The sequence below is a fragment of the Streptomyces sp. NPDC048411 genome (assembly GCF_040704695.1).
GTDB lineage: Bacteria > Actinomycetota > Actinomycetes > Streptomycetales > Streptomycetaceae > Streptomyces.
The window spans coordinates 40,918-63,038 of sequence record NZ_JBEZKL010000036.1 but is presented as its reverse complement, the minus strand read 5'-3'; the positions used below and the strand labels follow the sequence as shown (position 1 = coordinate 63,038).

Genomic DNA, 22,121 nt, shown 5'->3' with positions numbered 1-22,121 from the left:
AGCGGTCCTGACCGGGGGTACCGAAGAGGTACAGGATCAGGTCCTGGTCCAGGGTGATACGGCCGAAGTCCATGGCCACCGTCGTGGTGGTCTTGTCCCCGGTGTGGGTCAGATCGTCGATGCCCGCGGACGCGGACGTCATCACGGCTTCGGTACGCAGGGGATTGATCTCCGAAACGGCACCGACGAACGTGGTCTTACCCACGCCGAAGCCCCCTGCCACCACGATCTTCGCGGAGGTAGTGGAGCGGGCTGCTCCGCCGCTAGAGCTTGCGAAGTCCACTGAGCACCCTTTCGAGCAGTGTCACATCTGGCTGGCCGCCGGCGGACTCGTCGCCGCCGGGCTGATGGATAGCGACGAGTCCGGCCTCGGCCAGGTCGGCTACGAGGATTCGGGCAACGCCGAGGGGGATCGAGAGAAGCGCCGAGATCTCGGCGACCGACTTGATCTCGAAGCACAGCCGGCAGATCCGCTGGTGCTCGGGCAACTGCCCTTGCAGCCGGGACGGATCGGCCGTGGTACTGACCAACGCCTCAATGGCGAGCTGGTATCGCGGTCGGGTCCGGCCGCCGGTCATGGCGTACGGACGGACCAGCGGGTTGTGCGCCGCCGGTTCGGCGGGCTCGGCGGCCCGTCGCGGCTGCACCGGCTGAATACGGGGCTGCTGGGGCGCGTCCAACCGGTGCGGCCGCTGAGGGTGCTGCGGCTGCTGGGGCCACCCACCGTCCTGGGCCTGCGGCCACCCGCCGCCCTGTCCCTGTCGGGGCGGATACGGCTGCTGAGGCGGCTGATAGGGCTCCTGCGAGCCCTGTCTGCTGGGCGTGGAGGGGAAGTTGAAACGGTTGTCCCCGTGCTCACCCGGTACCTGCTGACCACCGTTGTACTGGTGTCCGCCTGAGGGTGTTGCCACGTTTCCTCCTCCGACTGCCGGTCCTGGTCCCAGTGGGGCCGCGCCACCGCACCTTATGGCGCGGTGGCGCGAAACGCACCGCCTGTCTATTAGTTAAGAAGACTTCCCTGCAGTTCGGCACGGAGATCGGGTGTGAGGACACTGCCCGCACGGTCGACCAGAAGTGCCATTTCGTACCCAACCAGACCGATATCGGCGTCCGGATGTGCAAGAACTGCCAGCGAAGATCCGTCAGAGATGGACATGATGAAGAGGAATCCACGCTCCATCTCCACCACGGTCTGGTTCACGGCGCCGCCCTCGAAGATCCGCGAGGCGCCCGCGGTCAGCGAGGTCAGACCGGAAGCAACGGCCGCCAGCTGGTCGGCACGGTCGCGCGGGAATCCTTCGGACATGGCCAGCAGGAGTCCGTCGGCGGAGACCACCACCGTGTGCGACACCCCGGGGGTGTTGTCCACGAAGTTGGTGATCAACCAGTTGAGATTCTGCGCCGCCTGGCTCATCGGGCTCACACTAACGCTCCTGGTTGTAGGTAGTACTTGCGTCCGAACCAGCGTTACGTCCCCGCTGAATGCCCCGGCGCAGGTTGCTCAACCTGCCCCGGACGTCCTCAGGGGCGCGGGAGACCTGAGGGCCGCCCTGCTGGGTCTGCTCCGCCGTGCCCTCGACCAGATTGGCCTTGGGCACCCGCCGGGGAAGTCCGGACGGGGTGACCCCGCCCGCCTTCGGCTCCCGGAGCTTCTCGGCCCGCTCCCAGCGCTCGTCGTTCTTCGAGCGCCAGTCGTCGGAGCCGTTCCCGTCCTGCTGCGCGGGCGACGGCCGCTGCGGCAACTTCTGCTGCCGCAGCGGCTGCTGCTCGGCTGAGACGGGCTGGTCGTTTCCGCGGCCGGTGGGCTGCCAGTGCTGCTGACCGCCCCGGCGCGGCAGACCGGCATCGGTCAGCTCGTGGCCTGCGTTTGGGGTGGGGCCCGAACGGTCGAAGCCTACGCGCTCCTGCGGCTCCGCGGGGGCGCTGGGGACAGATTCCGGTTCGGCCTGCAGTGTGGGCTCGTACGCGTTCTGGTACGTGCCCTGATCTGCCCACTCTTCCTGGTGGGGCTGGGCCGCGAATTGTTCCTCGTAACCCTGCTGAGCGCTTTCCCGGGCGGCATATGCCGCCTCCGGATAGCCGTCCTGCGGTGCGTAGTCGGAGTGCTCCGGATAGCCGGTCTCGCCGCGGTACGGGTCGTAGGAACCGTCGTACGAGGCCTGTGCGTACTGCTCCTGCTGCTGACCCTGCTGCGGCTCCTGGGCGTACGGGTCCTGCGCGTACGTGTCCTCGGTGTACGAGGTGTCCGAGAAGGAGGCGTCCGCGAACTGGGGGTGCTCACCGCCCGTCTGGGCCTCCAGCGCCGCCCGGCGCTCCTCACGCATCAGTGAGCGGCCCACCGGGTCCAGCTGCGCGGCGTCGGCCGGCTGCTCGTACCGGGAGTCGTCGAAGCCGAGTTCGGCCGCCGTACGCAGTGGGGACTGCTGCGGCTCCGGCTCGAACGACGACTGCTGCGGGATGATCGAGGAGACGGTGAAGTCGTCCTGAGGGTCCGTGGAGCCGAGGCTCTCGCCCCCGCCGCCGTGGGTGATCGCGTCCGGCAGCATGACCAGCGAGGTGGTTCCGGCCTGTTCGCCCGAGGGGCGCAGCTGGACCCGGATGCCGTGCCGGTCGGCGAGCCGGCCGACCACGAAGAGCCCCATCCGCTGGGAGACCGCGGCGTCCACGGTCGGCGGGTTGGCCAGCTTGTGGTTGATGTCCGCGAAGTCCTCGGCGGTGAGGCCGATGCCCTTGTCGTGGATCTCGATCATCACGCGGCTGTCCGGCAGCCGGGTCGCGGTGACGCGGACCTTGGTCTGGGGCGAGGAGAACGTGGTGGCGTTCTCCAGCAGTTCGGCAAGCAGGTGCACGAGGTCGGTGACGGCCTGACCGTGGATCTCGGTCTCCGGGACACCGGAGAGCTCGATGCGCTCGTACGACTCCACCTCGGAGGAGGCGGCCCGCAGGACGTCGACCAGCGGGACCGGCTGGTTCCAGCGGCGGCCCGGTTCCTCGCCGGCGAGGACAAGGAGGTTCTCGCCGTTGCGGCGCATACGGGTCGCGAGGTGGTCGAGCCGGAAGAGGCTCTCCAGCTGGTCCGGGTCGGCCTCGTTGTTCTCCAGGTCGGTGATGAGGGTCAGCTGGCCCTCGATCAGCGACTGGTTGCGACGCGACAGGTTGGTGAAGATCGCGTTGACGTTGCCCCGCAGCATGGCTTGCTCGGCCGCGAGCCGCACCGCCTCGCGGTGCACCTGGTCGAAGGCGCGGGCGACCTCGCCGATCTCGTCCCGGCTGGTGATCGGAATCGGCTGGACCCGGGTGTCGACCCGGCCCGGCTCGGTCCGCGACAGCTGGTCGACCAGCGTCGGCAGCCGCTGCTCGGCGATCCCGAAGGCGGCGGTACGCAGCTGGCGCATCGAGCGGCTCATCTGGCGGGCCATGAGCCCGGCCAGGAAGAACGCGGCCAGCAGGGCCACCAGCACGATCGCGGCGTTGACGATGGCGTCGGTCCTGGCGCTGGACGAGATGTCCGCGGCCTCGGTCACCGCCTTGTCGACGAGCTCGTCCTCGACCGTGGTGTAGCCGTCGAACTTGGCGGTCGCGGCGGCCATCCAGGTCTCGGGCGTGATGCCCTTGGCGGCCAGCTTCTCGGGCGACTTGCCCTGACCGATCTGCTGGGCCATCCCGTCGAAGACCGAGCCGTCGATGCTGGGCGGCGCGACGAACGGCACACCGGCCGCGTCGGCCTGCTCCTTGGCGGTCTTCAGCTTCTTCGCACCCTCGGCCGCCGTATCGACCATGACCTGCTTCAGCCGCGCGGAGTCGGCCTCCGTACCACCGGAGACGAACTCGCCGAGGGCGATCTGCTCCAGGTAGTTGTACGAGCCGAACGCCTTGACCTGGGCGTCGAACTTGGGGCCCTCCTGGCTCGGGCGCACCAGCAGGTGCATGCCGATGGAGCGCTGGAGCGATTCTGCCGCCTTGGCCAGCTCGATCGCGTAGACCGTACGGCCGTAGCTGGTGATGTTGCCGGTGCCGAGGCCGAGTTCGTTGCTGAACTCCATCAGGGAGTGTTGAACCTTGACGTAGCCCTCTTCCGTCTTCACCGGGTCCATGGCCTCGGCGTAGGCGGCCTTGCGCAGGTCGGGGAGGTTGGGCTCCTCCTGCTTGAACAGCTGGAGACGGCGCTCCAGGCCCTGATCCTTCGGCATGTCCTGCACGGCGTCGTCGAACTTGGCGGCGGCGGCGTCAGTGGTGGCACGCGCCTCTGAGACGACCGCGGCGTCACGCTTGTTCGACAACAGGGACTGCGCGGTGAGGTCACGCTCGTTGAGCAGTGCCTGCCCGTACTCCGAGGCCGATCGGACGATCAGCGCGGTCTTCTCGGCATCCTCGGCCTCTTTCCACGTGTTGATCGACCCCTTCACCTGGAAGCCGCCCATGATGAGGCCGACCAGCACAGGGATCAGAAGGATGGCGTTCAGCCGGGTGGGCACCCGCCAGTTGCGGGGGGACAGCCGGCTGGTGCTGCCACCGGTCGGTGCCTGTGTGGACATGGCGGCAGGTGACGCCGCGGTGCGTGGCGGCGGGGTGAAATTGTCCCGCTCCGGCTGAACTGCGGAGCCCTTGTTGCTACGCCTCACTCGACCAACAACCTCTCGGCGTCGGCACCTACGCTGTGCCGTTTTTCGTTCAGGGCCGTACTACTCGGGAGTTTCGTCGAATTGCAGCACGGGGACCGGCCGCGTTCCAAACACTCGGAATGAGCCATTCCGAGTGGTCCAAGCCTCAGATAAAACGGGCATAAAGAGCGAGCCCCGTCAAAAGGCGGGGCTCATGTGAGCACAGTGATACCGGCCGAACGCATCGGGTGTCGAAGCCCGGGTAATTCTCTGTCGAAACGTTATGAACACGGGGGCGGATCGTGTCAAAGGACACAGTCCGCCCCCGTGCGACTACGGCAACTGCCGTATGCGCATACCGACTTGCGGCGAGCTTTCGGCTACTTCAGCCGGGCCATCAGCGCGTGCTCCACGAGCGTGATGAGTGCGCTCTTGGCATCCGCACGGTGGCGGGCGTCCGTGGTCAGGATCGGGGTGTCGGGGCCGATCTGCAGGGCCTCGCGTACCTCGTCCGGTGTGTACGGCTGGTGTCCGTCGAAGCCGTTGAGGGCGATGACGAAGGGCAGGCCGCTGTTCTCGAAGTAGTCGACGGCCGGGAAGCAGTCGGCGAGACGCCGGGTGTCCACCAGGACGACGGCGCCGATCGCGCCGCGGACCAGGTCGTCCCACATGAACCAGAAGCGGTCCTGACCGGGGGTACCGAAGAGGTACAGGATCAGGTCCTGGTCCAGGGTGATACGGCCGAAGTCCATGGCCACCGTCGTGGTGGTCTTGCCGCCGGTGTGGGTCAGATCGTCGATGCCCGCGGACGCGGACGTCATCACGGCTTCGGTACGCAGCGGATTGATCTCCGAAACGGCACCGACGAACGTGGTCTTACCCACGCCGAAACCGCCTGCCACCACGATCTTCGCGGAGGTAGTGGAGCGGGCCGCACCGCCGCTAGAGCTTGCGAAGTCCACTGAGCACCCTTTCGAGCAGTGTCACATCCGGCGCGCCGCCGGCCTCTCCGTTGCCCGGCTGGTGGATGGCCACCATGCCGGCTTCCGCCAGATCCGCGACGAGGATCCGGGCCACACCGAGTGGCATCGACAGCAGCGCCGATACCTCGGCCACCGACTTGACCTCACGGCAGAGGTGGCAGATCCGCTGGTGCTCCGGGAGCAGTGTCGCCAGATGCGCCGGGTCGGCCGTGGTGGAGACCAGGGCCTCTATGGCGAGCTGGTAGCGCGGCCGGGTCCGGCCACCGGTCATGGCATAGGGACGGACCAGCGGCTGGTCGCCTTCACCTTCGTACGACGCGTGGTGCAGTGCGCCGTACGGATCGGGTGAGGCGGGTGGCGGGGTCATGAATCCTCCGGGCGTGACAGCAAGGGGTCGGCTTGCCGTCTGAAGGGGCCGGTGGGGGGTTGAAACGGCCGGACGGGCGAGGGTTGGAGTGCGGTACCTGGGGCAACCGTGTCGGTCACCGGTTCATCGCCGCCTAGTGGAGCAGGCTGCCCTGGAGTTCGGCGCGGAGGTCCGGGGTGAGGACCGTTCCCGCGCGGTCGACCAGGAGGGCCATCTCGTACCCGACCAGACCGATGTCGGCGTCCGGGTGGGCGAGCACGGCCAGTGAGGAGCCGTCCGAGATGGACATCAGGAAGAGGAACCCGCGTTCCATCTCCACCACGGTCTGGCTGACAGCGCCGCCCTCGAAGATCCGGGAGGCGCCCGCAGTCAGCGAGGTGAGCCCGGAGGCGACCGCCGCCAACTGGTCGGCACGGTCGCGCGGGAATCCTTCGGACATCGCCAGCAGCAGGCCGTCTGCGGAGACCACCACCGTGTGCGACACCCCAGGGGTGTTGTCCACGAAGTTGGTGATCAACCAGTTCAGATTCTGCGCGGCCTGACTCATCGGGCTCAACTAACGCTCCTGCTGGTGAGTGGGGCCGAGTGGGAAACTGCCGGTCGACTGGTCGTTGTTGGCCTGCCGACCCTGCTGGATACCCCGGCGGAGATTGGTCAGGCGCCCGCGCACATCATCGGGCGCACGCGAAACCTGAGGACCGGACTGGTGGTTCTGCTGCTGGGCAGTGCCCGGCACCAGATTGGCACGCGGCACCCGGCGAGGCAGTCCGGAAGTGGTGATTCCGCCTGCTGCGGGCTTCTTGGCCCGCTCTGCCTGCCGTACGAGTTCGTCGTTCGGCGAGGCACGCCAGGAGCTGGTGGTGCCGGTGTCGCCCGCGCCGCGGCGCGGCATGGGGGGAGCGGGACGCTCAGGGGTGGACTGCTGAGGGGCGCCCGGCGCCTGCGGCTCGGCGGACGGCTGCTGGCCGCCCTGCTGCGCGCCGTGGAACCAGTTCGTCTCCAGCGTGTCGTACAGCGGAGTACGACCGTCCCCGAGACCTGCCGCAGGCAGTGCCTCGGGCTGGGGCTGGGGCGGCAGCACCGGGCGGTACTGCGCCTCGGGGGCGGGAGCGGCGGCCGGACGCGGCGCGCCGAAGTCCTCGGCGTCCAGGCCGCGCTGACGCGGCCCGGGCATCCCCTGGTCCTGGGAGGACTGCGGGACACCGAAGCCCGGGCGGGCGAACTGCGAGGTGCTCGCGGGGTCCTGGTGCTGCGGCGCCGGGACACCGAAGTCCGGGCGGGCGAACTGCGAGGTGCTCGCGGGGTCCTGGTACTGCGGGGCCGGGGCCGAGAAGTCCGGGCGGGCGAACTCGGCCGTGGAGCCGGGCCCTTGTCGGTCGTCCATCGGCGGGCGCCGGTCCAATGATGGATTCATCGGCTGCTGGAACTGGCCGGTGGACTCGGGCTCCTCGTGACCGCGCGGGGCGTCGAGCGGAGCACGCCGCGGGACCGACGGGTCCTCGGTGCCCCAGCTGGTGGTCTGCGGGCGCTGCGGCTGCGGGTTGCCACCGGGCAGCTCGGCACGCGGACCGCCGACGGGCGGCAGTTGACGGCCGGGGTTGCCCGGACCGCCGGGCTGCTGGAAGCCGCCCTGGCCGTCGGGAGCGTTGTACCGGGGCTGCTGCGGGGCCTGCCGGGGGCCCGGACCGTTCTGCTGACCGGGTTGGCCCGGCCGGTTCTGACCGAACAGGTTGGTCTGACCCGACTCCGCACGACCGGCATCGCCCTGGTCGCCGGGGGCGCCGAGCCGGGCACTGCCGCCGAAGGCGCCGGACAGTCCGCCGCCCTGGCGCGGCGGATCCTGCCGCGAAGCGTCCTGCGGGCCGGTGTTCGGCAGCCCGGCGTTCTGGAAACCGGCGTTCTGGAAACCGGAGTCCTGGAAACCGGAGTCCTGGAAACCAGAGTTCTGGAAACCGGCGTTCTGCTGACCCTGCTGGTTCTGCTGACCCTGCTGGTTCTGCTGACCCTGCTGGTTCGGCTGGCCCTGCTGATGCTGCTGGTTCGGCTGCTGGCGGGGACCGTTGTCGCGCGCCGGCAGTGCCGCCCGCGGACCGGAGCCCGCACTGACCTGCTCGCGCTGTCCACCGGGAGCCGCGCCGAGACCCCGCGGAGCACCGCCGGGACCCGGACGGTTGCCGTTGCCCGCGCCGTTGCCACCGGCGAGCAGACCGCCCGGGGCGGACTGCTGCTGACCCGGCGTCTGCTTCGAGACCGGCTGCTTGCCGCCGTGCGCGACATCGACGGGGAGCATGACCAGTGCGGTCGTGCCACCGGAGTCGGACGGCCGCAGCTGGATCCGGATGCCGTGACGCAGGGACAGCCGGCCGACCACGAACAGACCCATGCGGCGGGAGACGGAGACGTCCACGGTGGGCGGCGACGCGAGCCGCTCGTTGATGGCCGCGAGGTCCTCGGGGGAGAGGCCGATGCCGGTGTCGTGGATCTCCACGAGCACCCGGCCGTCGGGCAGTGCGTGGCCGGTGACCCGGACCTTCGTCTGCGGCGAGGAGAACGACGTGGCGTTCTCGAGCAGCTCGGCGAGCAGGTGCACGAGGTCGTTGACCACGCGGCCGGCCACCTCGGTGGCGGGCACCGCGGCCAGTTCGATGCGCTCGTACTGCTCCACCTCGGAGGCGGCGGCACGGAGCACGTCGACCAGCGGGACGGGGCGGGTCCACCGACGGCCCGGCTCCTCGCCCGCGAGGACAAGGAGGTTCTCGCCGTTACGGCGCATACGGGTCGCGAGGTGGTCGAGCTTGAAGAGCGAGGACAGCTGGTCGGGGTCGGCCTCGCGCGACTCCAGCTCGGAGATGAGCGAGAGCTGACGCTGGATGAGACCCTGCGAACGCCGAGAGAGGTTGGTGAACATCGCGTTGACGTTGCCCCGCAGGAGGGCCTGTTCGGCGGCGAGGCGGACGGCCTCGCGGTGCACGTCGTCGAAGGCCGCGGCCACTTGGCCGATCTCGTCCCGGGAGTGCACACCGACGGACTCGACCGAGGTGTCGACGTCCTGCGGGTCCGACTCGGAGAGCTGCTTGACGAGTTCGGGCAGCCGGTCCTGGGCGACCCGGGTCGCGGTGTCCTGCAGCCGCCGAAGCGAGCGGATCATGGACCGGGCGACGACGAAGGCACCCACCAGGGAGACACCGAGAACGAGCAGGATGAGCGCACCGCTGATGATGGCTTCGCGCTTCGACGCGTCGCGGAGCTCGCGGGCCTTGCCCTCCATGTCGCTGAGGAGGGTCCCCTCGATTCTCTTCATCTCCTGGATCTTGGTGGAGCTCTGTTCGTACCAGTCCAGGTACGAACGCTGCGGCGCCCCCTTCATGCCGTTGGGGGTTTCGAGCACCTTCGAGGCGTAGGCGTCGGCGGCCTTGATCTCCGGGTTGCCGTTCTTCAGCGACGCCGTCAGCTGGTCGGCGTTCTGACCGGTGGCCGCGTAGGTCGAAGCGAACGCCTCCATGGCCAGCCTCTCCTTGCGGAGGGCGGCACGGCCGAACTGTTTGTCGTTCTCGTCGAGGTGCGATTCCTTGAGGGTGCCGCCCCCGCCGGGCAGGGCCGCGGCGATGATCGCCCGCTCGACCGACGCGTACTCCTTGGCGGAGGAGAAGGCCGCCAGGGATCGGGTCCGCTTGATCATCTCCGGGTTGCTGGTCGCCTGCGCCATGTCCTGCGAGAGGCTCAGCAGCGAGGTGATCAGCTGGCTGTACTGGTCGACGGTCCGGAGACTCGGGCTGCCCTTCGCGTACGCCGTTTTGCGGATGTCCTGGATCTGATTGAGCTGGGTGGCGATCTGGCTGACGCTCGCGTGGATCGACTGCAGGGCGTCGTCGCCCTGGGTGTCGCCGATATCGTTCGTCGCCTGCAGGAAGGCGGTCTTCGCCCGGTCGGTCCTCTTCCGCGGCTCGGTGACCTTGAAGTCGTCGGCCTTCACGCCGTTGGTCAGCGGACCCGCCGACCGGTCGCGCTCCTCCTGGAGCGCCTGGGCGAGCGTGGTCGCCTGCTTGGTCATCTCGGTGAGCAGCTGCATGTGGTCCAGCTGCTGAATCTCGTTCATGGAGTCGTTGATGCGCAGACCACCCAGGGTGGTCGCGGCGACTACCGGAAGAGCGAGCAGGGAGACCAGGCGCGTACTGATGCGCCAGTTGCGCAGAGCCACGCGCGAACCCGTACTGACAGGCCCCCGGGGCTGGAGCGGGGCGACCGGGTCGGTTCCGCTGTTCGCCGTGGCACCTGAGCGCGGAGCGCGGTCGCCGTTGTCGCCGGCCGCGGCCGGTCCCGGGTTCTGGGCGTGCTGGGGCGAGGAACCGCGGTCGGTCCCGCCGCGCGGCTCCTGTTCCGCCGCAGCGCTGCCATCCCTCTTGAAACGTCCCTGCACTAGCGTCGCAACCTCTGGACCAGGCGTCCCTCCGCGTAGACGGGTGGGACGGTGTCGGCGTCGTGGGGCGTTGTACCCGCCCCCTGGTGGTCGTGAGTGACCGGCGCTCTCCCCTTCCCGCCGCCACTCGGCGCTGCGTTGCGCCACCTGCGCGCCGGCCTGAAACCCGCGGCGGTGCGTGGAATTCCAGCACAGTGCCGGATCTCCAACAAGGCCCGCGTACTGGGCTGCGACCTGGGTGACACGTTGTGATGGTCGAGTCACCAACCGTGGAGAGTGTTCATGGTCAAAGCGGGCGATAGGGAGCGAAACAGGTGGGAGCGGGGAGTGTCCCAGTCGAGGCGATCGGGAGCGGAATGATTCATTCAGTGGTGCAATGTCCGTTTCTCCGACCCGGCTCGACCGCCCGAAATGAGGCAGTTGTCCACACGGTCGTGAGCAAACTCACATCATGATCGCCGTCTCTTCCGGGGATCCGGAGGGAATTGGATGTTTAGCCTGGCGCTTTACAGGGATGGCAAATCCGACAACCGGCGCCCCTCCGGGCGGCGCCCGTACCGACAAGGTCCGAACGGCAGATGAAGACGACGATGATGGTCCGCACCATTGCCAACCCCCGGCGCACGACGCTGGCGCACCTCAAGGACGCCGAAGCGCTGCAGACGCCGGAGCAGCCGGAGCACGCCGTCGACCTGCCGGCACAGACGGCCAACCCGCGGCGCACCGTCCTCATGGTGGCCCCGGCCGCAGCAGCCGCCTCGACCGCCGGGTAATGGGCGCGGTTGTCCCCCTCGCCCGCGTTAGCCTGGAGCGTCAGTCTTCAGCCAGCCAGCAAGTGAGGGGCGACAGCATCCCGTGCGCATCGCCAGGTTCTCCATCGACGGCAATGTCGCCTTCGGCGCGGTCGAGGGCAGCGGCACCGTCGGCTCCGGTGACCTCGTCCTCGACATCATCAAGGGCATTCCGTACGCCGACTTCGAGCTCTCCGGTACCAAGGTCCCGCTGAGCAAGGTCCGGCTTCTGCCGCCCGTGCTCCCCAACAAGGTCGTGGCCATCGGCCGCAACTACGCGGAGCACGCCGCCGAGCTCGGCAACGAGGTCCCGGACGTACCGGTCGCCTTCTTCAAGCCCACCACTTCGGTGATCGGCTCCGGGGACGCCATCGAGTACCCCTCCTTCTCCAACGAAGTGCACTACGAGGCCGAGCTGGCCGTCGTCATCGGCCGTATGTGCCGCGAAGTGCCGCGTGAGCGGGTCAAGGACGTCATCTTCGGCTACACCTGCGCCAACGACGTCACCGCCCGCGATGCCCAGCAGCGGGAGAAGCAGTGGGCCCGGGCCAAGGGCTTCGACACGTCCTGCCCGCTCGGCCCCTGGGTGGAGACCGACCTCGACCCGAGCGACCTCGCCATCCAGGCCACGGTCAACGGCGAGCAACGCCAACTGGGCCGTACGAGCGAAATGATCCGCTCCATCGAGGACCTGGTCGTCCACATCACGGAGGCGATGACGCTGCTCCCGGGCGACGTGATCCTCACCGGCACCCCGGCAGGGGTCGGGCCCCTGCACGTCGGCGACGAGGTCGCCGTCACCATCGAAGGCATCGGCACTCTCACCAACAAGGTGATCAAGCGTGGCTAACACGAACTCCCCCAAGCTCTCGGCTCCGCTCGAGCAGGGGGTACCCCCTCGCGTACGTTTCTGTCCCTCCCCGACCGGCAACCCCCACGTGGGCCTGGTCCGCACCGCCCTGTTCAACTGGGCGTTCGCCCGGCACCACGGCGGCACCCTGGTCTTCCGCATCGAGGACACCGACGCGGCGCGCGACTCCGAGGAGTCGTACAACCAGCTGCTCGACTCGATGCGCTGGCTCGGCTTCGACTGGGACGAGGGTCCCGAGGTCGGCGGCCCGCACGCCCCGTACCGGCAGTCGCAGCGCATGGACATCTACAAGGATGTCGCCGAGAAGCTCCTGGCCGGCGGGTACGCGTACCACTGCTACTGCACCACCGAGGAGCTCGACGACCGCCGCGAAGCCGCCCGCGCCGCCGGCAAGCCGTCCGGCTACGACGGTCACTGCCGCGACCTGAGCGCCGAGCAGACCGCCGCGTACCAGGCCGAGGGCCGGACGTCCATCGTCCGCTTCCGGATGCCCGACGAGGCGCTCACCTTCACGGACCTGGTCCGCGGTGAGCTGACGTTCCAGCCGGAGAACGTGCCGGACTACGGCATCGTCCGGGCCAACGGCGCCCCGCTCTACACGCTCGTCAACCCGGTCGACGACGCGCTGATGGAGATCACCCACGTCCTGCGCGGTGAGGACCTGCTCTCCTCCACCCCGCGCCAGCTCGCGCTCTACAAGGCGCTGATCGAACTCGGCCTCGCCAAGGACACCCCCGCGTTCGGCCACCTCCCGTACGTCATGGGCGAGGGCAACAAGAAGCTCTCCAAGCGCGACCCGCAGGCCTCGCTCAACCTCTACCGTGAGCGCGGCTTCGTCCCCGAGGGGCTGCTCAACTACCTCTCGCTGCTCGGCTGGTCGATCGCCGAGGACCGCGACATCTTCTCCGTCGAGGAGATGGTGGCCGCGTTCGACATCAAGGACGTCAACGCCAACCCGGCGCGCTTCGACCTGAAGAAGTGCGAGCACATCAACGCCGAGCACATCCGCATGCTCGACGTGAAGACCTTCACCGAGGCGTGCGGCCCCTGGCTGAAGGCGCCGTTCGCCCCGTGGGCCCCGGAGGCCTTCGACGCCGCGCAGTTCGAGGCCATCGCCCCGCACGCCCAGACCCGCGTCACCGTCCTCTCGGACATCACGGCCAACGTCGACTTCCTCTTCCTCGACGCGCCGGTCGAGGACGAGGCGTCCTGGAACAAGGCGATGAAGGAGGGCTCCGACGCCCTGCTCGCCACCGCCCGGGCCAAGCTGATCGGCGCCGAGTGGAACGCCGAGGCGCTCAAGAACGCCATCCTCGCCGCCGGTGAGGAGCACGGCCTGAAGCTCGGCAAGGCCCAGGCCCCGGTCCGCGTCGCCGTCACCGGCCGCACGATCGGTCTGCCGCTCTTCGAGTCCCTGGAGATCCTGGGCCGCGAGAAGACCGTAGCCCGGATCGACGCGGCACTGGCGAAGCTGGCCGCGTAAGCGTCTCCCGTACGCCCGAAGGGGCGGTCACCGGTCCATACCGATGACCGCCCCTTCGGCATACCTCAGACGGTCTCGTCGAGGTCCCGCGCGTAGTGCTCGATGGCCCGCCGGTACCGCTGTACATACGCGTCCTGACTGGTCGTGGCGATCAGCCTCAGCAGGATCTGTACGGCCTCGTGATGCTGCTTGGTGTTGAACAGGGCCATCGCGAGGAAGGACTGCAGGGCGCCGTCCTCGGGGAACTCCGCGACGCCAAGTCGCAGCGTCTCGACGGCCTTTGTGTACTGCCCCAGTACCCGGTAGGTGCTGCCGAGCCCGAGCAGCGCACCGTGGCGGTCCTCCTCCGACAGCCCGGCGCCCCGCAGGCTGCGTTCGTAGAAGGGGACCGCTGCGGCCTCCAGGCCCAGCGCATCGTGGACCCAGGCGGTCTGGTACGCCACTTCCGCGTCCTCGGGATGCCCGGCGGCAAGCGTCAGCAGCCGCTCCCGGGCCTCTTCCGCCTGTCCCTGCTCGCGCAGCCCGACGGCCTCGGCCAGCAGACCGTCTCTGTTGTGCTCGCTCATGCACGCATTGTCACAGGCCGGGCGTCGCGGACGGCGTTCAGGGCATTTCCCGGCCCCCTCGCGGGGCGGGCGGTAGCGTGGCCGTATGCCGATCCGAGCCGTGCTCTGGGACATCGACGACACGATCTTCGACTACACGGGCGCCGACCGCGTCGGCCTGCAGAAACATCTGGAGAGCGAGGGCCTGCCCGGCGGATACGGTTCCGCCACACAGGCCCTCGATGCCTGGCGGGCGATCACCGACGTCCACTGGGCGCGTTTCGCCGCCGGGGAGACCGACTTCCAGGGGCAGCGCCGGGACCGGGTCCGTTCGTTCCTCGGACGGCCGCTCACGGACGCGGAGGCCGACGAGTGGTTTGCCCGGCACCTCGCGCACTACGAGGCCGCCTGGTCGCTCTTCCCTGACACTCTGCCGGTCCTGGACATACTGGCCGGTCGGTACCGGCAGGCTGTCCTGTCGAACTCCAGCATCCACAACCAGGACCGCAAGCTGCGCACCCTTGGCGTGCGGGACCGTTTCGAGGCCGTGGTGTGCGCCGTGGAGCTCGGCATCTCCAAGCCCGAGGCCGGCGCATTCCACGCCGCCTGCGACGCGCTCGGGCTGGAGCCGCAGGACGTCGTGTACGTCGGAGATCACCCGGACATCGACGCGGCCGGCGCGGTGGCGGCGGGGCTGAAGGGGGTCTGGCTGGACCGGGGCGGGCGCGGCGGGCGGCCCGAACTGGAGCGCATCACCGGTCTCGATCAGCTCCCCGGACTGCTGGCGGGCGATACCCGTTTTGGAGCGCCGGACACCTTCGGGTAATGTTCTTTCTGCGCCGCCCGGGCGGGCCGAAAGATCCGGCCGGGAAGCGCAAGCCGAACAAAACCCCTTCAGGGGGTTGAGTTTTGGTGGGCTATGGTGTAATTGGCAACACTACGGTTTCTGGTACCGTCATTCTAGGTTCGAGTCCTGGTAGCCCAGCGCAGATCTTCATCTGTACAACACGCCCCCGTTGTGTAGCGGCCTAGCACGCTGCCCTCTCACGGCAGTAGCGCCGGTTCGAATCCGGTCGGGGGTACAGATCCTTCCCGCGAGATCATCTGGGTCGCACCCACGATTTCGATGCAGGATCGCTAGGGCCCCCGTTGTGTAGCGGCCTAGCACGCTGCCCTCTCACGGCAGTAGCGCCGGTTCGAATCCGGTCGGGGGTACTTGTAACACCATGGGCTATGGTGTAATTGGCAACACTACGGTTTCTGGTACCGTCATTCTAGGTTCGAGTCCTGGTAGCCCAGCGCAAGATCGCAGTATCAAGCCCCCGTTGTGTAGCGGCCTAGCACGCTGCCCTCTCACGGCAGTAGCGCCGGTTCGAATCCGGTCGGGGGTACAACAGAGTAAGAAACCAAGGGCCCTTCACTTCGGTGAGGGGCCCTTGGCTATGCGCCCGGGCCCGTTGCGCCCGAGCCCGTCGGACTCAGATTCCGTGCCGCCGGTTCGACTCCTCCTCCTGGGCCAGCCGACGCAGCGACAGCAACAGCGGTTCGTACAGCACGACCGAGGCCACCGCCATCTCCACCTCCTCCGCTCCTGCCGGATAGGACTCCATCATGTCCAGGTCGCGGACCGCGACTTGCTCCATGAGGCGGGCCTGCTCGGTCAATTACTCGATGTCGCAGGGGTAGCCGAGCCGGATGAGTGTGGCCATCGAGGCGGCCAGTGAGCGGTACGTGGGGTCCAAGGGACCGAGTTCCCGCACGAACGCCCAGCCGAGCCGGTCGAGAAGCCGGTCGGCCTCCCGGCGCGCTGATTCCGTCTCCGGGGCGTCGTCGTCCGGCTCGGGGCGGTGCGGCAGCGACCAGAGGGCGGCGCCCAGCCGCATCGTACGGCCGAGGGATTCGTCGTCGACATGGGCCGGCACCTCGCGGGCCGTTGCCACCGGGAAGCGGCCCACCCGGATCAGTGCCCGTACCAGACGCAGTCGGCGCAGATGGCTCCCGTCGTACTCGACCTGGGTCGCGCTGATGTGTTCACCGGGCGGCAACGGTCCCTCACGCAGGTAGTACTTGATCGTCGCCGTCGAGACGCCGCTCTGCTCGCTCAGTTCCGAGAGCCGCATGTTCTGCGCCTTCCCTTGCGCCACCCCTTGGGCAGTGCCACTGTCCAAGGGGTGGACAGCTTCACTCTCCAACAGTGATCAGGGGGGCATGGTATGCGTGTGAAGCCGATACCGGGGCGGTCGACCGCGGCAGCCGAGGGGGACGTGGTCGTCCTGCTCATCGGGATGCGCATCAATCACTTCTGGGGCGTGCACCACTGGCTGCCGGTCCTTGTGGCAATGCCGCGCATGCTTCGGGAGTTGAGCCGGGACAAGAGCCGCGGGCTGCTCGGCTACACCCTGCTGTCCGGATCGCCGAGGACGTACTACGTCGTCCAGTACTGGGAGTCCAAGGAGAAGCTCTACGCGTACGCCGCCGCGCCCGACATGTTGCACCGCAGGGCCTGGGCGATGATGAACCGCAAGGAGAAGAAGTCCCGGCAGCACGTGGGGCTGTGGCACGAGACATACATTGCGCCCGAGGGGTCGTACGAATCGATCTACGCCGACATGCCGCCGTACGGACTGGCTGCGGCGACGGGCGGGCTGCCGATCGAGGAGCGGGGACGCCGTGCGGCGGACCGTCTCGCGCACCGCTCGTCCACGGAGCGGAAGGGCTGAGAGGGGGCCGTCACGACGCTGGGACGGCCGGGGAACGATTTCTTGCTGTGCCGGCCGGGGTTGTGCGGCAGGACGGTCCGGCGGGTCCGAGCGCCGTGCCAGTAGGTGAGCCGTACGTCAGCCGGTGCGGCGCAGGGCCTCGCTCAGCCGGACCGCCGAGTCGATGACCGCCTGGGCGTGCATCCGGCCCGGGTGGCGGGTCAGCCGCTCGATCGGTCCGGAGACCGAGACCGCGGCTACCACCCGGTTCGACGGCCCGCGTACCGGAGCCGAGACCGAGGCGACGCCCGGCTCCCGCTCGCCGATCGACTGGGCCCAGCCCCGGCGGCGGACGCCCGAGAGCGCCGTCGCCGTGAAGCGGGCGCCCTGGAGGCCGCGGTGCAGGCGCTCCGGCTCCTCCCAGGCCATCAGGATCTGGGCCGAGGAGCCCGCCTTCATGGTCAGGGTGGAGCCCACCGGCACGGTGTCCCGCAGTCCGGACAGCCGCTCCGCCGCGGCCACGCAGATCCGCATGTCGCCCTGCCGGCGGTAGAGCTGCGCGCTCTCGCCGGTGATGTCCCGCAGATGCGTGAGTACCGGGCCCGCCGTCGCCAGCAGGCGGTCCTCGCCTGCCGCGGCCGCGAGCTCCGCCAGCCGGGGGCCGAGGATGAATCGGCCCTGCATGTCCCTCGCCACCATCCGGTGGTGTTCCAGTGCCACGGCCAGTCGATGAGCCGTGGGTCGTGCAAGCCCGGTCGCCGCGACCAGCCCGGCGAGGGTGGCCGGGCCGGACTCCAGGGCGCTCAATACCAGAGCCGCCTTGTCGAGAACGCCGACGCCGCTAGAGTTGTCCATACGACGATACTTGCGTCTCACTCTGTGAAACGCAAGTTCAATTTCCGGCGGAAGTTGCGAACCTGTAGGGGCGGCCGCACAACGGCCCGTAGCCACCGCCCCGCACGGGGGTCCGGACGGCGGTGCACCGAAATCTCTAGTTGGGCCGGCGAAGACGCCGGCCGGAGGGAAAGCGATGGGTAGGACACTCGCGGAGAAGGTCTGGGACGACCACGTCGTCCGGCGCGCGGACGGCGAGCCCGATCTTCTCTTCATCGATCTGCACCTGCTGCACGAGGTGACCAGCCCCCAGGCCTTCGACGGCCTCCGGCAGGCCGGACGCCGGGTGCGGCGCCTCGACCTCACCATCGCCACCGAGGATCACAACACCCCGACCCTCGACATCGACAAGCCGATCGCCGACCCGGTCTCCCGCGCCCAGTTGGAGACCCTGCGCAAGAACTGCGCGGAGTTCGGCGTACGGCTGCACCCGCTGGGCGACGTCGAGCAGGGCGTCGTGCACGTGGTCGGCCCGCAGCTGGGTCTGACCCAGCCCGGCACCACGGTCGTCTGCGGCGACTCCCACACCTCCACGCACGGCGCTTTCGGTGCGCTGGCGTTCGGTATCGGCACCAGCCAGGTCGAGCACGTCCTGGCCACGCAGACGCTGCCGCTGGCCCGCCCGAAGACCATGGCGATCACCATCGACGGCGAACTGCCCGACGGTGTCACGGCCAAGGACTTGATCCTCGCGATCATCGCGCGGATCGGCACCGGCGGCGGCCAGGGCTACATCCTCGAATATCGCGGCTCCGCCATCGAGAAGCTCTCGATGGAAGCCCGGATGACCATCTGCAACATGTCGATCGAGGCAGGCGCCCGGGCCGGCATGATCGCCCCGGACGAGACCACGTTCGACTACCTGAAGGGTCGCGATCACGCTCCGCAGGGCGAGGACTGGGACGCCGCCGTCGCGTACTGGAAGACGCTGCGCACGGACGGCGACGCGGTCTTCGACGCCGAGGTCGTCATCGACGCGGCCGAACTGGCGCCGTTCGTCACCTGGGGCACCAACCCCGGCCAGGGCGCGCCCCTGTCGGGATACGTCCCCGACCCGGCTTCGTACGAGGACGCCTCGGAGCGGAACGCCGCCGAAAAGGCCCTGGAATACATGGGGTTGACCGCCGGCCAGCCGCTGCGGGAGATCAGTGTCGACACCGTCTTCGTAGGCTCCTGCACCAACGGCCGGATCGAGGACCTGCGCAACGCGGCCGCGATCCTGGACGGCCGCAAAGTCGCCGACGGCGTACGGATGCTGATCGTCCCGGGCTCGGTCCGGGTCGCCCTGCAGGCCGTCGAGGAGGGCCTGGACAAGGTCTTCACCGCGGCCGGCGCGGAATGGCGGCACGCGGGCTGCTCGATGTGTCTCGGCATGAACCCCGACCAGCTGGCCCCCGGCGAGCGCTCCGCGTCGACCTCGAACCGTAACTTCGAGGGCCGGCAGGGCAAGGGTGGCCGTACCCACCTGGTTTCCCCGCAGGTCGCCGCCGCCACCGCCGTGCTGGGCCGCCTGGCCTCGCCGGCCGACCTGTCCGACGCCCTTACGTCCGCCGGAGTCTGAGAACCATGGAAGCTTTCACCGCACACACCGGCCGGGCCGTCCCGCTGCGCCGCAGCAATGTCGACACCGACCAGATCATCCCCGCCCACTGGCTGAAGAAGGTCACCCGCGACGGCTTCGAGGACGGGCTCTTCGAGGCGTGGCGCAAGGACCCCGAGTTCGTCCTCAACCGGCCCGAGCGGGACGGCGCAACGGTCCTGGTGGCCGGTCCCGACTTCGGTACCGGGTCCTCCCGTGAACACGCCGTCTGGGCCCTGCAGAACTACGGGTTCAAGGCCGTCATCTCCTCCCGGTTCGCCGACATCTTCCGCGGCAACTCGCTGAAGAACGGGCTGCTGACCGTGGTCCTCGACCAGAAGGTCGTCGACGCACTGTGGGAGCTGACCGAGGCCGCCCCGGCCGCCGAGGTCACCGTCGACCTGGAGGCACGCCAGGTCCGAGCCGAGGGCATCACCGCCGACTTCGAGCTCGACGAGAACGCCCGCTGGCGACTGCTGAACGGGCTGGACGACATCAGCCTCACCCTTCAGAACGAAGCGGACATCGCGTCTTATGAGGTGGCAAGGCCGACCTTCAAGCCGCGTACAATTAACGCCTGAGCAGCGCGTTTCCAGTACTGCGCCCCTTACCTTCTGGTAGGGGGCGCAGTCGCTTGTTGAGACCCCATCGGGCGACAACTCGCCCCAGATGGCACAATCGGTGCATGGAACGCGACAGCCAACTCAAGCTTTACGGCCAAGTCGCCGACCGATTGAAGGAAGCGCACACAAGAGTGCGCGCACTACAAGTCCCGGAGGGCGTACGGATGGCGCTGTCCCGGAAGCTGTTGGTCATCACGGCCGCGGCGAAGCACGATCTCCCGGATGCGGCAAGGCGTCTGGACCGGTTGATGAAGGACCTCGATGAGGGCCGATTCCCCGAAGGTGACTGACCTCTGCGGAACTGCGCAGTGGTCGACTTCGTTGCGGCACTAGGGTGATTAGCCCGTTTCGTGTTTGATTTGCGGTATATATCTGCCTAACGTGCGAAAACGCTTGAACACTTACGTTCTGGCAATGTCTCCGAAGGGGAAGACGTGAACAAGGCACAGCTCGTAGAAGCGATTGCCGACAAGGTCGGCGGCCGTCAGCAGGCCGCGGACGCGGTCGACGCGGTACTCGACGCGATCGTCCGTGCAGTGGTCGCGGGAGACCGGGTCTCGGTCACCGGTTTCGGCTCGTTCGAGAAGGTCGACCGCCCGGCCCGCTACGCCCGCAACCCGCAGACGGGCGAGCGCGTGCGGGTCAAGAAGACCTCCGTGCCCCGCTTCCGTGCGGGACAGGGCTTCAAGGACCTGGTGAGCGGCTCGAAGAAGCTCCCCAAGCACGATGTGGCCGTGAAGAAGGCGCCCAAGGGCAGCCTCACGGGCGGTGTTTCCGCCCGCGCGATCACCAAGGCCGCGGCCAAGAAGGCCGCCGCCAAGAAGGTCGCGGCGAAGAAGGTCACCGCCAAGAAGACCGTGCCGGCGGCGAAGGCCGCGGCGGCGAAGAAGGTCACCGCGAAGAAGACCACCGCGGCGGCGAAGAAGGCCACGGCGGCCGCGAAGACCACCGCGGCGGCGAAGAAGACGACGGCTGCCAAGAAGGCCGTCGCCGCCAAGACCGCGCCCGCCAAGAAGGTCACGGCGAAGAAGGCGCCCGCGAAGAAGGCCACGGCGCGCAAGACCACCGCCAAGAAGGCCGTCGCACGGAAGAAGTGAGACCGAGCAGCGCAGGGCTACTCACACGCGCCGGGCCGGGCTCCCCTCGGGGAGCCCGGCCCGCGGGCTGTCCGGGGTGCGCTCAGCGGCCCCGCGGGCCGGACGCGCCCTTTAGAGGAGCTCAGAACGTCTGCAGCGTCACCAGGGTGATCCGCAGGGCCGCTCCCTCGCCCTCCACCTCGATCCGCACCCGCTGCCCCGGGCGCAGCAGCCGCAGGCCGCCCGCGTCGAAGGCCGGGGCGTCGAATTCCACCGGGGTGCCGTCGTCGAGCAGCACACTGCCGGTGCGGGTCTCGGGGTCGTACGTGTACGAGGTCGCCTGCATGAACGGCAGCCTATCGGTCCCTCGCGGGCACTTCCGAGGCCAAGCTGCCCGCCGTGTGCGGACCCAGCCCGAGGGCCAGCGCGGCCCGCAGATCGGCGCCGGTGTCCACGTCCTGGCGGACCGATTCGATACCGGCCGGGACTATTTCCACCGCGCCGGAGGCAAGATGCCGGGCCCGGGACGGGCCCCCGAAAGCCGGGCGCAATTCCGCCCCCGCCGAAGCCGACAGGAAAGTCGTGCCGATTCCCGCCATATCCGTAACAAATGCGCGCGGGAATTCAGCGGCGAATTCGAGCACCCGGGTCAATTCCGCGGGGCGCAGCGCGGGCAGATCCGCGTTCAGCGCGGCGACTGCCGTGGCGGGCCTTCGGTCGCGTATCGCCCGCTCGCCGTGGGCCAGCGCGGCATTCAGTCCGGCGGCCGGCCGGTCGGGAACGATGCGCGCGCCGAGCGCCGAGAGCGCGGCCCCGGCCACCGGGTCGTCCGTGACGACCACCACATCCCGTACGCCTCGGCAGGCCAGCGCGGCGGCCACGGTGTCCTGGGCGAAGGCCAGAGCGAGCCGGGGGCGCAGCAAGGGGCCCGTTGCCTGCGTCAGCCTGCTCTTGGCCCGTGCCAGCGGCTTCAACGGGACGACCAGGGACCACACCCCGGTCCGGTCGGTGTTCGTGGCGATCTCCCCCTCGGTGCGCATCGCCGCCTATTCTCGCCTGCCGGTACGACAACCCGGTGCGACAACCCGGAGGGGTGGCCCCGGGGCTGGGGCGTACGGTGTTCTCGACAGAGCAGGGGCCTGGGGTGACACTTGACCGCCACAGGCAGGCAAACGCGTCAGGTCCGTAGAGG

General features: G+C 68.9%; 21 protein-coding genes, 5 tRNA genes and 1 pseudogene. 14 read left to right on the top strand and 13 right to left on the bottom strand.

Annotated features, from left to right (window positions below; all coding sequences use genetic code 11):
* From AB0915_RS15755 to AB0915_RS15720, 8 genes are all read right to left on the bottom strand, one after another.
* On the bottom strand, positions 1-283 hold a 283-nt coding region (locus tag AB0915_RS15755; RefSeq protein ID WP_176902409.1), incomplete at its 3' end, for an ATP/GTP-binding protein.
* Positions 264-911 (bottom strand): DUF742 domain-containing protein, encoded by a 648-nt coding sequence (locus AB0915_RS15750; RefSeq protein ID WP_366691613.1) that lies wholly within the window; start codon positions 909-911, stop codon positions 264-266. The genes AB0915_RS15750 and AB0915_RS15755, both read right to left, overlap by 20 nt.
* An 89-nt stretch (positions 912-1,000) precedes the next feature.
* Positions 1,001-1,414 carry a roadblock/LC7 domain-containing protein gene (locus AB0915_RS15745; protein WP_006127847.1) on the bottom strand — a complete coding sequence of 138 codons (414 nt, stop codon included), beginning with the start codon at positions 1,412-1,414 and terminating at the stop codon, positions 1,001-1,003.
* 10 nt (positions 1,415-1,424) lie between these two features.
* Positions 1,425-4,622, bottom strand: a complete 3,198-nt coding sequence (locus tag AB0915_RS15740) for a nitrate- and nitrite sensing domain-containing protein (protein ID WP_366691612.1) — start codon at positions 4,620-4,622, stop codon at positions 1,425-1,427.
* Between the two features lie 359 nt (positions 4,623-4,981).
* Positions 4,982-5,563 (bottom strand): ATP/GTP-binding protein, encoded by a 582-nt coding sequence (locus AB0915_RS15735; RefSeq protein WP_366691611.1) that lies wholly within the window; start codon positions 5,561-5,563, stop codon positions 4,982-4,984.
* Complete coding sequence (locus AB0915_RS15730) at positions 5,544-5,951, bottom strand: DUF742 domain-containing protein (RefSeq protein WP_266981123.1); 408 nt, start codon at positions 5,949-5,951, stop codon at positions 5,544-5,546. Before AB0915_RS15730 ends, AB0915_RS15735 begins: the two co-directional genes overlap by 20 nt.
* Positions 5,952-6,084: 133 nt before the next feature.
* A complete protein-coding gene (locus AB0915_RS15725) occupies positions 6,085-6,498 on the bottom strand; it encodes a roadblock/LC7 domain-containing protein (RefSeq protein ID WP_006127850.1) in 414 nt (137 codons plus the stop codon).
* 9 nt (positions 6,499-6,507) lie between these two features.
* Positions 6,508-10,368: a nitrate- and nitrite sensing domain-containing protein gene (locus AB0915_RS15720; RefSeq protein WP_366691610.1), complete on the bottom strand. Its 3,861-nt coding sequence runs from the start codon at positions 10,366-10,368 to the stop codon at positions 6,508-6,510.
* A gap of 578 nt (positions 10,369-10,946) precedes the next feature.
* Here AB0915_RS15720 and AB0915_RS15715 point away from each other — a divergent pair.
* From AB0915_RS15715 to gltX, 3 genes are all read left to right on the top strand, one after another.
* A complete protein-coding gene (locus tag AB0915_RS15715) occupies positions 10,947-11,141 on the top strand; it encodes a hypothetical protein (RefSeq protein WP_366691609.1) in 195 nt (64 codons plus the stop codon).
* An 82-nt stretch (positions 11,142-11,223) separates the two neighbouring features.
* Positions 11,224-12,009 carry a fumarylacetoacetate hydrolase family protein gene (locus tag AB0915_RS15710; RefSeq protein ID WP_366691608.1) on the top strand — a complete coding sequence of 262 codons (786 nt, stop codon included), beginning with the start codon at positions 11,224-11,226 and terminating at the stop codon, positions 12,007-12,009.
* On the top strand, positions 12,002-13,513 hold the full coding sequence (gltX, locus tag AB0915_RS15705) for a glutamate--tRNA ligase (RefSeq protein ID WP_366691607.1): 1,512 nt from the start codon (positions 12,002-12,004) through the stop codon (positions 13,511-13,513). Before AB0915_RS15710 ends, gltX begins: the two co-directional genes overlap by 8 nt.
* A 65-nt stretch (positions 13,514-13,578) precedes the next feature.
* Here gltX and AB0915_RS15700 read toward each other — a convergent pair whose 3' ends face one another.
* Positions 13,579-14,079 carry a tetratricopeptide repeat protein gene (locus AB0915_RS15700; protein WP_366691606.1) on the bottom strand — a complete coding sequence of 167 codons (501 nt, stop codon included), beginning with the start codon at positions 14,077-14,079 and terminating at the stop codon, positions 13,579-13,581.
* An 85-nt stretch (positions 14,080-14,164) separates the two neighbouring features.
* On the opposite strand from AB0915_RS15700, the gene AB0915_RS15695 reads away from it, so the two are divergent.
* The 6 genes from AB0915_RS15695 (at position 14,165) to AB0915_RS15670 (ending at position 15,449) form a co-directional block, all read left to right on the top strand.
* Positions 14,165-14,884, top strand: coding sequence for an HAD family hydrolase (locus AB0915_RS15695; protein WP_366691605.1), 720 nt, complete (start codon positions 14,165-14,167; stop codon positions 14,882-14,884).
* Positions 14,885-14,971: 87 nt separating this feature from the next.
* Positions 14,972-15,043 (top strand) — tRNA-Gln (locus AB0915_RS15690).
* 24 nt (positions 15,044-15,067) lie between these two features.
* Positions 15,068-15,140, top strand: a tRNA-Glu gene (locus AB0915_RS15685).
* A gap of 60 nt (positions 15,141-15,200) precedes the next feature.
* A tRNA-Glu gene (locus AB0915_RS15680) sits at positions 15,201-15,273 on the top strand.
* 12 nt (positions 15,274-15,285) lie between these two features.
* Positions 15,286-15,357 (top strand) — tRNA-Gln (locus AB0915_RS15675).
* Between the two features lie 19 nt (positions 15,358-15,376).
* Positions 15,377-15,449 (top strand) — tRNA-Glu (locus AB0915_RS15670).
* An 87-nt stretch (positions 15,450-15,536) separates the two neighbouring features.
* Here AB0915_RS15670 and AB0915_RS15665 read toward each other — a convergent pair.
* Positions 15,537-16,178, bottom strand: a pseudogene (locus AB0915_RS15665) (MerR family transcriptional regulator).
* 93 nt (positions 16,179-16,271) lie between these two features.
* Here AB0915_RS15665 and AB0915_RS15660 point away from each other — a divergent pair.
* A complete protein-coding gene (locus tag AB0915_RS15660) occupies positions 16,272-16,778 on the top strand; it encodes a DUF4188 domain-containing protein (RefSeq protein ID WP_366691604.1) in 507 nt (168 codons plus the stop codon).
* 117 nt (positions 16,779-16,895) lie between these two features.
* Here AB0915_RS15660 and ndgR read toward each other — a convergent pair whose 3' ends face one another.
* On the bottom strand, positions 16,896-17,612 hold the full coding sequence (gene ndgR / locus AB0915_RS15655) for an IclR family transcriptional regulator NdgR (protein ID WP_366691603.1): 717 nt from the start codon (positions 17,610-17,612) through the stop codon (positions 16,896-16,898).
* Between the two features lie 175 nt (positions 17,613-17,787).
* Here ndgR and leuC point away from each other — a divergent pair, with 175 nt between their 5' ends.
* From leuC to AB0915_RS15635, 4 genes are all read left to right on the top strand, one after another.
* Positions 17,788-19,212: a 3-isopropylmalate dehydratase large subunit gene (gene leuC, locus AB0915_RS15650; RefSeq protein WP_366691602.1), complete on the top strand. Its 1,425-nt coding sequence runs from the start codon at positions 17,788-17,790 to the stop codon at positions 19,210-19,212.
* A 5-nt stretch (positions 19,213-19,217) separates the two neighbouring features.
* The gene (gene leuD / locus AB0915_RS15645) at positions 19,218-19,811 is read left to right on the top strand and encodes a 3-isopropylmalate dehydratase small subunit (protein ID WP_366691601.1); all 594 of its coding nucleotides are present in this window, start codon (positions 19,218-19,220) and stop codon (positions 19,809-19,811) included.
* A gap of 104 nt (positions 19,812-19,915) precedes the next feature.
* A complete protein-coding gene (locus AB0915_RS15640) occupies positions 19,916-20,143 on the top strand; it encodes a hypothetical protein (RefSeq protein WP_072487271.1) in 228 nt (75 codons plus the stop codon).
* 144 nt (positions 20,144-20,287) lie between these two features.
* Positions 20,288-20,950: an HU family DNA-binding protein gene (locus tag AB0915_RS15635; RefSeq protein ID WP_366691600.1), complete on the top strand. Its 663-nt coding sequence runs from the start codon at positions 20,288-20,290 to the stop codon at positions 20,948-20,950.
* Between the two features lie 121 nt (positions 20,951-21,071).
* On the opposite strand, the gene AB0915_RS15630 is transcribed toward AB0915_RS15635, so the two are convergent.
* Both AB0915_RS15630 and cofC read right to left on the bottom strand, forming a co-directional pair.
* Positions 21,072-21,275: a hypothetical protein gene (locus AB0915_RS15630; protein WP_326792733.1), complete on the bottom strand. Its 204-nt coding sequence runs from the start codon at positions 21,273-21,275 to the stop codon at positions 21,072-21,074.
* 10 nt (positions 21,276-21,285) lie between these two features.
* Positions 21,286-21,969 (bottom strand): 2-phospho-L-lactate guanylyltransferase, encoded by a 684-nt coding sequence (gene cofC / locus AB0915_RS15625; protein ID WP_366691599.1) that lies wholly within the window; start codon positions 21,967-21,969, stop codon positions 21,286-21,288.
* Positions 21,970-22,121: the final 152 nt, after the last annotated feature.

Excerpts from the sequence above, each read along its gene's own strand:
- AB0915_RS15745 (WP_006127847.1), bottom strand. The coding sequence starts at position 1,414 with ATGAGCCAGGCGGCGCAGAATCTCAACTGGTTGATCACCAACTTCGTG.
- AB0915_RS15730 (WP_266981123.1), bottom strand. The coding sequence starts at position 5,951 with ATGACCCCGCCACCCGCCTCACCCGATCCGTACGGCGCACTGCACCAC.
- AB0915_RS15725 (WP_006127850.1), bottom strand. The coding sequence starts at position 6,498 with ATGAGTCAGGCCGCGCAGAATCTGAACTGGTTGATCACCAACTTCGTG.
- AB0915_RS15715 (WP_366691609.1), top strand. The coding sequence starts at position 10,947 with ATGAAGACGACGATGATGGTCCGCACCATTGCCAACCCCCGGCGCACG.
- AB0915_RS15700 (WP_366691606.1), bottom strand. The coding sequence starts at position 14,079 with ATGAGCGAGCACAACAGAGACGGTCTGCTGGCCGAGGCCGTCGGGCTG.
- AB0915_RS15695 (WP_366691605.1), top strand. The coding sequence starts at position 14,165 with ATGCCGATCCGAGCCGTGCTCTGGGACATCGACGACACGATCTTCGAC.
- AB0915_RS15660 (WP_366691604.1), top strand. The coding sequence starts at position 16,272 with ATGCGTGTGAAGCCGATACCGGGGCGGTCGACCGCGGCAGCCGAGGGG.
- ndgR (WP_366691603.1), bottom strand. The coding sequence starts at position 17,612 with ATGGACAACTCTAGCGGCGTCGGCGTTCTCGACAAGGCGGCTCTGGTA.
- leuC (WP_366691602.1), top strand. The coding sequence starts at position 17,788 with ATGGGTAGGACACTCGCGGAGAAGGTCTGGGACGACCACGTCGTCCGG.
- leuD (WP_366691601.1), top strand. The coding sequence starts at position 19,218 with ATGGAAGCTTTCACCGCACACACCGGCCGGGCCGTCCCGCTGCGCCGC.
- AB0915_RS15640 (WP_072487271.1), top strand. The coding sequence starts at position 19,916 with ATGGAACGCGACAGCCAACTCAAGCTTTACGGCCAAGTCGCCGACCGA.
- AB0915_RS15630 (WP_326792733.1), bottom strand. The coding sequence starts at position 21,275 with ATGCAGGCGACCTCGTACACGTACGACCCCGAGACCCGCACCGGCAGT.
- cofC (WP_366691599.1), bottom strand. The coding sequence starts at position 21,969 with ATGCGCACCGAGGGGGAGATCGCCACGAACACCGACCGGACCGGGGTG.